Source organism: Sodalis glossinidius str. 'morsitans', from assembly GCF_000010085.1.
Classification (GTDB): Bacteria; Pseudomonadota; Gammaproteobacteria; order Enterobacterales; family Enterobacteriaceae; genus Sodalis; species Sodalis glossinidius.
Map to the genome: position 1 here is coordinate 981,544 of NC_007712.1, position 12,673 is coordinate 994,216.

Below are 12,673 nucleotides of genomic sequence, written 5' to 3' on the forward strand. Positions count from 1 at the left end.
CAATGGGGCAATATTATCAGGTTAACCTTTTAGAAACGGCGGCCGAAGCCGCTGTTCATAGCACGTCTCGCCACGGCATCAGGCCGGATTCGCCGCTCTGATTTTCGACATTTTGTCCGCCTGGCCGCTCAACTGCAATTCCCGGTAGGCTTTTTCCATGTAGGGCAGCGCTTGGCGCGTCGCCTGCGTGTCGGGGAAGTCGCGCAGCATTTGCTCCACGCGATTGGCCACCGCGACATAAGCACCGCGTTTGTCGTAGTACTCCACTACGGACAATTCATGCTTGGCCAGCCGGTCTTTGAGATAAACCAGACGTTTGGTGGCATCCATGGCATACTGGCTGTTCGGATAACCTCGAATTAACTGCGTGAAATCACGGAACGCCGCGCGGGCATGCTCCGGGTTGCGATCGGAACGGTCCACGCCGAAGAATCCTTGCAATGCGCTGTCATCCAGCGCCATATCGGTCAAACCCCGCATGTAAAGGACGTAGTCGACATTCGGATGAGTCGGATTCAGCCGCAGAAAACGATCGATAGAGGCTTGTGCCAGCGGCAGATCGGCGGATTTGTAGTAGGCATAAATCAAGTCAAGCTGAACCTGCTGCGCGTAGGGACCGAACGGATAACGGTTGTCCAGCGCTTCAAGCTCCTTGATTGCGCCTTTGTAATTACCGTCCTGCAACTTTTGCTGCGCGGAGGCATAGATCTCGGAGGGGGGATTATCGGGAACGGCGTCTTTGTTACTGGAACAACCCGCCAGCACCAGGCAAAGTGTGGCGGCTGCCACCAGATATTTCATACGCATCATGACGTTTTGCTTATCCTCAGAGTGTTGTTCCGGGAGACTGTCCGTTTAGCTCTCGGATGAGACCAGCTATAATAGCATACTATTTTAAACGGCATCGCCGTGAAAACCCAACGTTAACGAAGATACCTTATATGGCACAGTATCAACACCTCACCGGAACGGTGAGTGAATCACAACTCGGGCAACGTTTAGATCAGGCTTTGGCGGAATTGTTCCCTGATTATTCACGATCGCGGATAAAAGCCTGGATCCTTGACGGCCTGGTGAGGGTGAACAGACGGGTCACGGCAGTCCCCAAAGAAAAAATGCTTGGCGGTGAATCTGTTGAAATACAGGCGTTTATAGAAGAAGCGCCGCGCTGGGAAGCGCAAGCTATACCGCTGAATATCGTTTATGAAGATGACGATATTCTCGTCATCAATAAACCGCGTGATCTGGTCGTGCATCCCGGCGCCGGCAATGCAGATGGCACCGTGTTGAATGCGCTGCTGCACTATTTTCCGCCCATTGTGGATGTTCCTCGTGCAGGTATCGTGCATCGTCTGGACAAAGACACGACCGGCTTGATGGTGGTGGCTAAAACCGTGCCGGCGCAGACCCGTCTGGTGGAGTCGCTACAGGCGCGGGAGATTACCCGCGAATACGAAGCGGTCGCTATCGGCACCATGACCGCCGGCGGCACCTTGGAGCAGCCGATCGCGCGCCACGCTACCAAGCGGACGCATATGGCGGTGCACCCGATGGGCAAGCCGGCGGTGACCAATTACCGTATAATGGAGCACTTCCGCGCCCATACGCGTCTGCGGTTGCGTCTGGAAACCGGACGAACGCATCAGATCCGCGTGCATATGGCGCATATCAATCATCCGCTGGTAGGCGATCCGCTCTACGGTGGGCGCTCGCGACCGCCGAAGGGGGCTTCCGACGCCTTCAATGAGGTGCTGCGCAGTTTCGATCGTCAGGCGCTGCATGCCACTTTGCTGCGGCTATACCATCCCATTACCTCGATTGAGATGGAGTGGCATGCGCCGCTGCCGCAGGATATGGTGGCGCTGATAGCGGCGTTGAAGGCAGATACAGAACTGTTCAAAGATAGCATGGACTGGCTGTAAGCCGGCTTATTCTGCCCGACTGGCCTGCTCCCGCCCGGGTCCGGGCCTGCAGCACAACCCGCGAGGGCGGCGTGAGCCGCGCGCCCTGGCATTTGCTAAATGTAGGCGACTATGTCGGGGACGATCACGAGGCCGTGGCGGAAAATCGTCGCTGGCTGGTGGCGCTGGCAGATTTACACGCCGCACCGTGCTGGTTAACGCAGGTGCACGGTATTGATGTGGTCACGCTGGATGGTGCCACGCCGCCGTCGTTGCGTGGTGATGCGGTTTACACCCGGACACCCGGCGAGGTCTGCGCCGTCATGACCGCCGATTGTCTGCCGGTGCTGTTTTGCGATCGGGCAGGGCGGGAAGTCGCCGCGGCACACGCCGCGCGCGGATATTCTCTCCTGGCTGGGGCCGGCCATCGGTCCCGAGGCGTTTGAAGTGGGCGCCGAAGTCAAAGATGCCTTTGCCCGTTACGACCCCGCGGCGGCCGATGCGTTTGTCCCCCGGGGCGAAAAATATCTGGCCGATCTCTATCAACTGGCGCGTTTACGTCTGTGGACGGCCGGGATCCGCGCCATATATGGCGGTCAGCATTGCACGGTGCAGGAAAACGACACTTTTTTCTCCTATCGGCGCGAAGGTATCACCGGACGTATGGCAACTTTGGTCTGGCTGATATAATCTCTTGCCTAAGACGATCCAGGATGGATAGCAATTATCTTCCAGCTTATTGGCGAAATATCCTTGAATTTTAAATAAACGACCTTATTTAATCTCCAGAGTAGCAATTTTGACCAATATGGGAGGAATTATGCGTCTGGATCGTCTTACCAATAAATTCCAGCTTGCCCTCGCCGACGCCCAGTCCCTGGCTCTCGGGCGCGACAACCAATTTATCGAACCTTTACACGTGATGGCGGCCATGCTAAAGCAGGAGGGCGGTACCGTACGTCCGCTGCTGCAATCCGCCGGGGTTAACGTGGTGACGTTTATCAGTGCGGTGGAACAGGCCTGCGAGCGTTTGCCGCAGGTGGAAGGAACCGGCGGCGATGTTCAGCCTTCGCAGGATCTGGTGCAGGTGTTAAACCTGTGCGACAAGCTGGCGCAAAAACGCACCGACAGTTTTATCTCTTCCGAACTCTTCGTTCTCGCGTCGCTGGAGTCGCGCGGCACCTTGGCCGAGCTGCTGAAGTCGGCGGGCGCCACGACGGCATCCATCACCCAGGCCATTGAGCAGATGCGCGGCGGCGAGCAGGTGAACGATCAGGGCGCGGAAGATCAACGCCAGGCGTTGAAAAAGTTCACCATCGACCTGACCGAGCGCGCCGAACAGGGCAAACTCGATCCCGTTATCGGGCGTGACGAAGAAATTCGCCGCACCATCCAGGTGCTCCAGCGGCGCACCAAAAATAATCCAGTCCTCATCGGTGAACCCGGGGTGGGTAAAACCGCGATTGTTGAAGGGCTGGCGCAGCGTATTGTCAACGGAGAAGTACCCGAAGGCCTTAAGAACAACCGGGTGTTATCGCTGGATATGGGCTCGCTTGTGGCGGGCTCGAAATATCGCGGTGAATTTGAAGAGCGATTGAAAGGCGTTTTAAGCGATCTGTCCAAAAAAGAGGGCAATGTCATCCTATTTATCGATGAGTTGCATACCATGGTGGGCGCCGGCAAGGCCGATGGAGCGATGGACGCCGGTAATATGCTCAAACCTGCATTGGCACGCGGCGAACTGCACTGCGTTGGCGCAACGACGCTTGATGAGTATCGCAAATTTATCGAGAAGGACGCCGCGCTGGAACGGCGTTTCCAGAAGGTGTTTGTCGCTGAGCCGAACGTAGAGGATACCATCGCTATTCTGCGCGGCTTGAAAGAACGTTACGAGCTGCATCACCATGTACAGATTACCGACCCGGCCATTGTTGCCGCCGCGACGCTGTCCCATCGCTATATTGCCGACAGGCAACTGCCTGACAAGGCTATTGATCTTATTGATGAAGCCGCATCCAGCATTCGTATGCAGATCGATTCTAAACCGGAAGAGCTTGACCGGCTGGATCGCCGGATCATTCAGTTGAAGCTGGAACAGCAGGCACTGAAGAAAGAATCGGATGACGCCAGTCTCAAGCGATTGGCGATGCTTAATGACGAACTGGCGCAAAAAGAACGCGATTACTCCGAACTTGAAGAGGAATGGAAAGCGGAGAAAGCCTCTTTGTCGGGCACCCAGCATTTGAAGGCGGAATTGGAACAGGCAAAAATCTCGATAGAACAAGCACGGCGCGTCGGAGACCTGGCACGGATGTCCGAGCTGCAATACGGTAAAATTCCCGAGCTGGAAAAGCAACTGGCGGTGGCCTCGCAAGCTGAAGGAAAAAGTATGCGCTTACTGCGAAATCGCGTGACCGACATTGAGATTGCCGAAGTATTAGCCCGCTGGACGGGGATTCCAGTTTCACGGATGCTGGAAAGCGAGCGGGCAAAGCTGCTGCGTATGGAGCAGGATTTACATCAGCGGGTCATTGGGCAAAATGAAGCAGTAGAAGCGGTTTCCAATGCTATTCGCCGCAGCCGTGCCGGCTTGGCGGATCCCAATCGTCCCATCGGCTCCTTCATGTTCCTGGGACCGACCGGGGTAGGTAAAACGGAATTGTGTAAAGCGCTGGGCACGTTCTTGTTCGATAGCGACGATGCCATGGTGTGTATCGATATGTCCGAATTCATGGAAAAACATTCGGTGTCGCAGTTGGTTGGCGCCCCTCCCGGCTATGTCGGTTATGAAGAAGGGGGATATCTGACCGAGGCGGTGCGCCGCCGTCCTTATTCAGTCATTCTGCTGGATGAGATCGAAAAGGCGCATCCCGATGTCTTCAATATCCTGCTACAAGTATTGGATGACGGCCGACTGACCGACGGTCAGGGACGCACGGTGGATTTTCGCAATACAGTGGTCATCATGACCTCCAACCTGGGGTCGGATGTTATCCAGGAACGCTTCGGCCAGATGAACTATCAGGAAATGAAGGATATGGTGCTTGATGTGGTCAGGCACCATTTCCGGCCGGAGTTTATCAACCGTGTGGATGAAGTTGTCGTGTTCCATCCGCTGAGCCGGGAGCATATTACCGAGATTGCTCAGATCCAACTGCAGCGTATGTATCAGCGGTTGGAAGAACGGGGTTACACCACGACTATCAGCGACGAGGCGTTGGCGCTGCTGGGCAAATCCGGCTTCGATCCCGTCTATGGCGCACGCCCGCTGAAACGCGCTATTCAGCAAGAGATCGAAAACCCGTTATCGCAGCAGATCCTGTCCGGTCAGCTATTGCCGGGCAAACCCATCAGACTGGATGTACAGGACGATCATATCGTCGCCAGCCAGTAAACCCACGGCGGTGAGAGGGACGATTACCCCGGTCCGAGCAGTCTGGGTATGGTATGTTGCCCCCTATAACTGACCTTCATGGTAAAACCTGTCCCGACTGCGGCACACCGCATCGGGACGCGGTTTTTGTCCCGAAATCTTCCCGCGTTAACCACCAACATCTTGTTACGGCTGCTGCATATTTCACCAATTAAAACTTATTTTGCATTTAGCGCTTGCCACCGGCTGGGAAGGCCCTATAATGCGCCTCCACTGACCGGAAACAGTCGCTACGGCGCACCGGTTCAGCCAGAGGCAGGCGGCCCGCTACGGGAAAATAAAAGCTTGACTTTACAGCAAGCGTAATATGTGCCACCCGTGCGGGTCGAGAAAACAGCCGGCACTGCTCTTTAACAATTTATCAGACAATCTGTGTGGGCACTCACAAGACGATATCGACATACCGAAATATCAAGTCTTGAAGAGTGAACAACAAATATTCATATGAATACCAGTTTTGATTCTTTGAGCATCAAGCTTTTAATTGAAGAGTTTGATCATGGCTCAGATTGAACGCTGGCGGCAGGCCTAACACATGCAAGTCGAGCGGCAGCGGAAAGAAGCTTGCTTCTTTGCCGGCGAGCGGCGGACGGGTGAGTAATGTCTGGGGATCTGCCCGATGGAGGGGGATAACTACTGGAAACGGTAGCTAATACCGCATAACGTCGCAAGACCAAAGTGGGGGACCTTCGGGCCTCACACCATCGGATGAACCCAGATGGGATTAGCTAGTAGGTGGGGTAATGGCTCACCTAGGCGACGATCCCTAGCTGGTCTGAGAGGATGACCAGCCACACTGGAACTGAGACACGGTCCAGACTCCTACGGGAGGCAGCAGTGGGGAATATTGCACAATGGGGGAAACCCTGATGCAGCCATGCCGCGTGTGTGAAGAAGGCCTTCGGGTTGTAAAGCACTTTCAGCGGGGAAGAAGGCGTTAGCGTTAACAGCGCTATCGATTGACGTTACCTGCAGAAGAAGCACCGGCTAACTCCGTGCCAGCAGCCGCGGTAATACGGAGGGTGCAAGCGTTAATCGGAATTACTGGGCGTAAAGCGTACGCAGGCGGTCTGTTAAGTCAGATGTGAAATCCCCGGGCTTAACCTGGGAACTGCATTTGAAACTGGCAGGCTAGAGTCTCGTAGAGGGGGGTAGAATTCCAGGTGTAGCGGTGAAATGCGTAGAGATCTGGAGGAATACCGGTGGCGAAGGCGGCCCCCTGGACGAAGACTGACGCTCAGGTACGAAAGCGTGGGGAGCAAACAGGATTAGATACCCTGGTAGTCCACGCTGTAAACGATGTCGATTTGAAGGTTGTGGCCTTGAGCTGTGGCTTTCGGAGCTAACGCGTTAAATCGACCGCCTGGGGAGTACGGCCGCAAGGTTAAAACTCAAATGAATTGACGGGGGCCCGCACAAGCGGTGGAGCATGTGGTTTAATTCGATGCAACGCGAAGAACCTTACCTACTCTTGACATCCAGAGAACTTGGCAGAGATGCCTTGGTGCCTTCGGGAGCTCTGAGACAGGTGCTGCATGGCTGTCGTCAGCTCGTGTTGTGAAATGTTGGGTTAAGTCCCGCAACGAGCGCAACCCTTATCCTTTGTTGCCAGCGATTTGGTCGGGAACTCAAAGGAGACTGCCGGTGATAAACCGGAGGAAGGTGGGGATGACGTCAAGTCATCATGGCCCTTACGAGTAGGGCTACACACGTGCTACAATGGCGCATACAAAGAGAAGCGATCTCGCGAGAGTCAGCGGACCTCACAAAGTGCGTCGTAGTCCGGATTGGAGTCTGCAACTCGACTCCATGAAGTCGGAATCGCTAGTAATCGTGGATCAGAATGCCACGGTGAATACGTTCCTGGGCCTTGTACACACCGCCCGTCACACCATGGGAGTGGGTTGCAAAAGAAGTAGGTAGCTTAACCTTCGGGAGGGCGCTTACCACTTTGTGATTCATGACTGGGGTGAAGTCGTAACAAGGTAACCGTAGGGGAACCTGCGGTTGGATCACCTCCTTACCTAAGCGATACGTTGAGTGACGTGTCCACACAGATTGTCTGATAACTGTCACGAGCAAAGCAGCCCGTCGGCGGCTTTTTCCTGTTCACCCGGCGAGCAAGGTAAAAGTCATTGGCGGCTGAGCGAAGTTACCACCGCTTTTGCGGTCAGGGTTACCCGCTTTGCCTTACTGAAAGCGGTGCCTTCCACGCCAAAGTATCGCGATGCCCGCGCTTTTCGAGTCCCCTTCGTCTAGTGGCCTAGGACACTGCCCTTTCACGGCGGTAACAGGGGTTCGAACCCCCTAGGGGACGCCACTTTGCTTGTTATTTCAGAGCGCGTTTATCAAGCGCGCTGCGAAATACCGCTCTTTAACAATCCGGAACAAGCTGAAAATTTGAAACACATGCTGAAGTGCAAACTCAGTATGCGAGTCTCTCAAACGAAGTAAGCAAACCTGAGGTAACGCGCAAGCGTTATCACTGTAGCGCGCAGACAGCTCAGGGTTGTGAGGTTAAGTGACTAAGCGTACACGGTGGATGCCTAGGCAGTCAGAGGCGATGAAGGACGTGCTAATCTGCGAAAAGCGCCGGTGAGCTGATATGAAGCGTTATCAGCCGGCGATGTCCGAATGGGGAAACCCGGTGCAACTCGTTGCATCATTGTCAGGTGAATCCATAGCTTGACGAAGCGAACCAGGGGAACTGAAACATCTCAGTACCTTGAGGAAAAGAAATCAACCGAGATTCCCCCAGTAGCGGCGAGCGAACGGGGAACAGCCCAGAGCCATCATCAGCTTGCGCATCAGGAGAACGGTCTGGAAAGTCCGGCGACAGAGGGTGATAGCCCCGTATCCGAAGGTGCGCTTGTTGTGAGCTCGATGAGTAGGGCGGGACACGTGATATCCTGTCTGAAGATGGGGGGACCATCCTCCAAGGCTAAATACTCCTGACTGACCGATAGTGAACCAGTACCGTGAGGGAAAGGCGAAAAGAACCCCGGCGAGGGGAGTGAAATAGAACCTGAAACCGTGTACGTACAAGCAGTGGAAGCATCCTTCGGGGTGTGACTGCGTACCTTTTGTATAATGGGTCAGCGACTTATATTCTGTAGCAAGGTTAACCGTATAGGGGAGCCGTAGGGAAACCGAGTCTTAACTGGGCGTCTAGTTGCAGGGTATAGACCCGAAACCCGGTGATCTAGCCATGGGCAGGTTGAAGGTTGGGTAACACTAACTGGAGGACCGAACCGACTAATGTTGAAAAATTAGCGGATGACTTGTGGCTGGGGGTGAAAGGCCAATCAAACCGGGAGATAGCTGGTTCTCCCCGAAAGCTATTTAGGTAGCGCCTCGTGAAGTCATCTACGGGGGTAGAGCACTGTTTCGGCTAGGGGTCCATCCCGGATTACCAACCCGATGCAAACTGCGAATACCGTAGAATGTTATCACGGGAGACACACGGCGGGTGCTAACGTCCGTCGTGAAGAGGGAAACAACCCAGACCGCCAGCTAAGGTCCCAAAGTCATGGTTAAGTGGGAAACGATGTGGGAAGGCCCAGACAGCCAGGATGTTGGCTTAGAAGCAGCCATCATTTAAAGAAAGCGTAATAGCTCACTGGTCGAGTCGGCCTGCGCGGAAGATGTAACGGGGCTAAACCATGCACCGAAGCTGCGGCAGCGGACGTATCACTTAAAACGCTCCACGCGACGATGAGCGGGCGCGTGCAAGCCACATTCCCGTTAAGTCGGCAACAGCCGGACAAGGGCAAGGCGTTTTAAGGATACGTCCGTTGGGTAGGGGAGCGTTCTGTAAGCCTGTGAAGGTGGCCTGTGAGGGCTGCTGGAGGTATCAGAAGTGCGAATGCTGACATAAGTAACGATAAAGTGGGTGAAAAGCCCGCTCGCCGGAAGACCAAGGGTTCCTGTTCAACGTTAATCGGAGCAGGGTGAGTCGACCCCTAAGGCGAGGCCGAAAGGCGTAGTCGATGGGAAACAGGTTAATATTCCTGTACTAGGTGTGACTGCGAAGGGGGGACGGAGAAAGCTAGGTTTGCCGGGCGACGGTTGTCCCGGTTCAAGCGTGCAGGTGGAAAGAGCAGGCAAATCCGCTCTTTCATAACACTGAGGCGTGATGACGAGCTACCACGGTAGTGAAGGAATTGATGCTACGCTTCCAGGAAAAGCCTCTAAGCTCCAGGTCACATCGAATCGTACCCCAAACCGACACAGGTGGTCAGGTAGAGGATACCCAGGCGCTTGAGAGAACTCGGGTGAAGGAACTAGGCAAAATGGTGCCGTAACTTCGGGAGAAGGCACGCTGGCATGTAGGTGGAGGGCCTTGCGCCCCGAGCTGAAGCCAGTCGCAGATACCAGCTGGCTGCAACTGTTTATTAAAAACACAGCACTGTGCAAACACGAAAGTGGACGTATACGGTGTGACGCCTGCCCGGTGCCGGAAGGTTAATTGATGGGGTTATCCGTAAGGAGAAGCTCTTGATCGAAGCCCCGGTAAACGGCGGCCGTAACTATAACGGTCCTAAGGTAGCGAAATTCCTTGTCGGGTAAGTTCCGACCTGCACGAATGGCGTAATGATGGTCAGGCTGTCTCCACCCGAGACTCAGTGAAATTGAACTCGCCGTGAAGATGCGGTGTACCCGCGGCAAGACGGAAAGACCCCGTGAACCTTTACTATAGCTTGACACTGAACATTGAGCCTTGATGTGTAGGATAGGTGGGAGGCTTTGAAGTGTGGACGCCAGTCTGCATGGAGCCAACCTTGAAATACCACCCTTTAATGTTTGATGTTCTCACTCAGGCCCGTCATCCGGGCCGAGGACAGTGTCTGGTGGGTAGTTTGACTGGGGCGGTCTCCTCCCAAAGCGTAACGGAGGAGCACGAAGGTTAGCTAATCACGGTCGGACATCGTGAGGTTAGTGCAAAGGCATAAGCTAGCTTGACTGCGAGAGTGACGGCTCGAGCAGGTGCGAAAGCAGGTCTTAGTGATCCGGTGGTTCTGCATGGAAGGGCCATCGCTCAACGGATAAAAGGTACTCCGGGGATAACAGGCTGATACCGCCCAAGAGTTCATATCGACGGCGGTGTTTGGCACCTCGATGTCGGCTCATCACATCCTGGGGCTGAAGTAGGTCCCAAGGGTATGGCTGTTCGCCATTTAAAGTGGTACGCGAGCTGGGTTTAGAACGTCGTGAGACAGTTCGGTCCCTATCTGCCGTGGGCGCTGGAAGATTGAGAGGGGCTGCTCCTAGTACGAGAGGACCGGAGTGGACGCACCACTGGTGTTCGGGTTGTCATGCCAATGGCATTGCCCGGTAGCTACGTGCGGAAGAGATAACCGCTGAAAGCATCTAAGCGGGAAACTTGCCTCGAGATGAGTCTTCCCTGAGGCCTTGAGCCTCCTAAAGGGACGTTAAAGACGATGACGTTGATAGGTCGGGTGTGTAAGCGCTGCGAGGTGTTGAGCTAACCGATACTAATGACCCGTGAGACTTAACCTTACAACACCTGAGCTGTTTGAGAGAGGGCGAAAGCCAGAGCTGTAACGAACGTTAGCGGCAAAGCGCAAGCGACATGAACGCGAGCGCCAGAAAGACGATATCAGCGATGTTCCGGATAACGCCCGATGGTCACGCAAGTGAGGGTTGGGCAGCAAGAGCAGTCTGCATGGTGAAAGCGGTGCGGAAAACGAATTTGCCTGGCGGCACGAGCGCGGTGGTCCCACCTGACCCCATGCCGAACTCAGAAGTGAAACGCCGTAGCGCCGATGGTAGTGTGGGGTCTCCCCATGCGAGAGTAGGGAACTGCCAGGCATCCATTACGTCCTAACGGGTAGCCCGTGACGAGCAGTATCAACAGGTAGCGCGAGCTGCGGTAACACCCGGGATGGTCAACAGGCGTCTGACCTCGCTCATGTTAATCTGGTGTGTGTGTAGTGATTCGGTGGTGCGGTAGTTCAGTCGGTTAGAATACCGGCCTGTCACGCCGGGGGTCGCGGGTTCGAGTCCCGTCCGCACCGCCACTCCAATTAAAAGCCCTGAACATCGGTTTAGGGCTTTTTTTGTTTCAGACACCGAGCAGGCTCCGATCACTGACCGCGGCATAATCGCCTCATGGCGCAACGTTGGGCAATGGCGCAATGTAGCGCTTCTCGGGGTTATCCGGATTGAAGCGGGCGATCTCCGCAAACGACTCCTCAACGGAGCCATAACGCTGCTGGCTAAGGAAACTGCGCCAGGCGTGCCAGCGGTAATGCGGTTCGCCGGGTTCACCCTGATGCTTGTCGAGCAGATATAAGGTAAATTTTACCGGCAGCAGGGTATACAAATTAGCTCCATATTTTTGCGCTTTCACTAAATGATAACGCCTGCCGTCGTGAAACAGGCGGTTGACCAGCACCTTGGCAGAACTGGCGGTAAGACGGCTATCCAGCCATACAAATTTGTCGCTGTTGGCGACGGGTACCATGCTAAATACGCCATCCGGGTGGTGAATGAAAAAACTGATGCCGTGGCAATTATGCGTGTGGTTATTATCGAATTGCCCCAGGATTACCAGGTCAGGTTTGCCATTATTATCAATGTCTACCCGATTACCGCCTGGAACCAGCGGAACCGGCGTCAGATTGGCGCCTGTCGCGCTGACTGAGACAAACAGGGCTAGCAGTAACGCCCTAATTGAATATATTGCCCTCAATCGCCAGAGGCATCTTGGCCGGGCGCAGTAATTGCCGGCTCTCGCAGACCTGATAATCGGCGTTGCTAAAGCGAAATACGTTCAACGTTCCCGGCAAAATGCGCTGAATATGGCAGCCCGTACTGACCGCCGTTTCACCTGCCTGCGGGTCGTGCTGGATATCGTGGTCGTGCAGCGCGCTGATGAGTTTCAATTTATCGGTAATCCACCGGTCGCCCGCATTTACCAGATACACCGGGTTCTGGCCACAGGCATCGGTCAGCAGCGTCAGGGTGCCGTTGCGATCTTCGATAAAAAAGCAAAAGTCACCTTCAGCGAGGCCAAGCGCCGCTGAGCCCAGTTGCGTGCTAATCTGGTAGAGTATTTCCGCCCCGTTAACCACGGGCACACCGCCGGTGAAGTGCGTCGCCAGATGGCGCAGCAGGCGCTTGTTACGCAGCGATCCAATGAGATAGGCGCTGCCGGTGGTGAAGCGATAACTCTGCACCGGGGTTTTGCGCCCGGTAAACAGGCATCCATTACGCAGCATTTCAATATTGCCGCTGCAGCAGTGTGCTAATAGACTGATATCTTTGTTGATATTACCATGAATGATGCAAAAGTCATTGTCCACCATCTCTCAAC

7 protein-coding genes, 2 tRNA genes, 3 rRNA genes and 1 pseudogene are annotated in these 12,673 nt (G+C 54.8%); 10 read left to right on the forward strand and 3 right to left on the reverse strand.

The window, feature by feature from the left end; all coding sequences use genetic code 11:
• Positions 1–78 precede the first annotated feature (78 nt).
• Positions 79–810 carry an outer membrane protein assembly factor BamD gene (gene bamD / locus SGP1_RS05005; protein WP_011410335.1) on the reverse strand — a complete coding sequence of 244 codons (732 nt, stop codon included), beginning with the start codon at positions 808–810 and terminating at the stop codon, positions 79–81.
• A 131-nt stretch (positions 811–941) separates the two neighbouring features.
• Here bamD and rluD point away from each other — a divergent pair, with 131 nt between their 5' ends.
• The 9 genes and pseudogenes from rluD (at position 942) to SGP1_RS05045 (ending at position 11,375) form a co-directional block, all read left to right on the forward strand.
• The gene (rluD, locus tag SGP1_RS05010) at positions 942–1,922 is read left to right on the forward strand and encodes a 23S rRNA pseudouridine(1911/1915/1917) synthase RluD (protein ID WP_011410336.1); all 981 of its coding nucleotides are present in this window, start codon (positions 942–944) and stop codon (positions 1,920–1,922) included.
• A pseudogene (locus tag SGP1_RS05015) lies at positions 1,913–2,591 on the forward strand (laccase domain-containing protein). Before rluD ends, SGP1_RS05015 begins: the two are co-directional and overlap by 10 nt.
• 130 nt (positions 2,592–2,721) lie before the next feature.
• Positions 2,722–5,295 (forward strand): ATP-dependent chaperone ClpB, encoded by a 2,574-nt coding sequence (gene clpB / locus SGP1_RS05020; protein ID WP_041866643.1) that lies wholly within the window; start codon positions 2,722–2,724, stop codon positions 5,293–5,295.
• A 520-nt stretch (positions 5,296–5,815) separates the two neighbouring features.
• A 16S ribosomal RNA gene (locus SGP1_RS05025) occupies positions 5,816–7,357 on the forward strand.
• 35 nt (positions 7,358–7,392) lie between these two features.
• Complete coding sequence (locus tag SGP1_RS29140) at positions 7,393–7,593, forward strand: hypothetical protein (RefSeq protein WP_148203372.1); 201 nt, start codon at positions 7,393–7,395, stop codon at positions 7,591–7,593.
• Positions 7,579–7,654 (forward strand) — tRNA-Glu (locus SGP1_RS05030). Before SGP1_RS29140 ends, SGP1_RS05030 begins: the two co-directional genes overlap by 15 nt.
• A gap of 195 nt (positions 7,655–7,849) precedes the next feature.
• Positions 7,850–10,854: ribosomal RNA gene (locus SGP1_RS05035) — 23S ribosomal RNA — on the forward strand.
• Positions 10,855–11,050: 196 nt separating this feature from the next.
• Positions 11,051–11,166: ribosomal RNA gene (gene rrf / locus SGP1_RS05040) — 5S ribosomal RNA — on the forward strand.
• The 16S, 23S and 5S rRNA genes sit together here with 2 tRNA genes alongside, the layout of an rRNA operon.
• 132 nt (positions 11,167–11,298) lie before the next feature.
• Positions 11,299–11,375 (forward strand) — tRNA-Asp (locus tag SGP1_RS05045).
• An 89-nt stretch (positions 11,376–11,464) separates the two neighbouring features.
• Here SGP1_RS05045 and SGP1_RS23395 read toward each other — a convergent pair.
• Positions 11,465–11,911: a carbapenem self-resistance protein CarG family protein gene (locus SGP1_RS23395; RefSeq protein ID WP_424141154.1), complete on the reverse strand. Its 447-nt coding sequence runs from the start codon at positions 11,909–11,911 to the stop codon at positions 11,465–11,467.
• Here SGP1_RS23395 and SGP1_RS30600 point away from each other — a divergent pair.
• Positions 11,843–12,001, forward strand: a complete 159-nt coding sequence (locus SGP1_RS30600) for a hypothetical protein (RefSeq protein ID WP_158302330.1) — start codon at positions 11,843–11,845, stop codon at positions 11,999–12,001. The genes SGP1_RS23395 and SGP1_RS30600 overlap by 69 nt on opposite strands.
• Positions 12,002–12,026: 25 nt before the next feature.
• Here SGP1_RS30600 and SGP1_RS05055 read toward each other — a convergent pair whose 3' ends face one another.
• Positions 12,027–12,665, reverse strand: coding sequence for a carbapenam-3-carboxylate synthase domain-containing protein (locus SGP1_RS05055; protein WP_011410339.1), 639 nt, complete (start codon positions 12,663–12,665; stop codon positions 12,027–12,029).
• Positions 12,666–12,673 lie beyond the last annotated feature (8 nt).